This window comes from Bacillus sp. SIMBA_008, assembly GCF_046535495.1.
Classification (GTDB): Bacteria; Bacillota; Bacilli; order Bacillales; family Bacillaceae; genus Bacillus; species Bacillus subtilis.
Genome location: NZ_JAWRWL010000347.1, coordinates 1 through 277, shown reverse-complemented (window position 1 = coordinate 277; position 277 = coordinate 1). Strand labels below are relative to the sequence as shown.

Below are 277 nucleotides of genomic sequence, written 5' to 3'. Positions count from 1 at the left end.
GCCATTAGCTCAGTTGGTAGAGCATCTGACTTTTAATCAGAGGGTCGAAGGTTCGAGTCCTTCATGGCTCACCATTTTACGCGGGTGTGGCGGAATTGGCAGACGCGCTAGACTTAGGATCTAGTGTCTTTATGACGTGGGGGTTCAAGTCCCTTCACCCGCATTATATAGGATAACAGTTAGAAAAACTGGACATCCTGTCTGCGGAAGTAGTTCAGTGGTAGAACACCACCTTGCCAAGGTGGGGGTCGCGGGTTCGAATCCCGTCTTCCGCTCC

At 51.3% G+C, this 277-nt stretch carries 2 tRNA genes; both read left to right on the top strand.

From position 1 onward, the window contains the following. Positions 1-80: 80 nt before the first annotated feature. A tRNA-Leu gene (locus tag SB658_RS23530) sits at positions 81-163 on the top strand. Between the two features lie 40 nt (positions 164-203). After that, positions 204-275 (top strand) — tRNA-Gly (locus SB658_RS23525). The last annotated feature ends 2 nt before the right edge of the window (positions 276-277 follow it).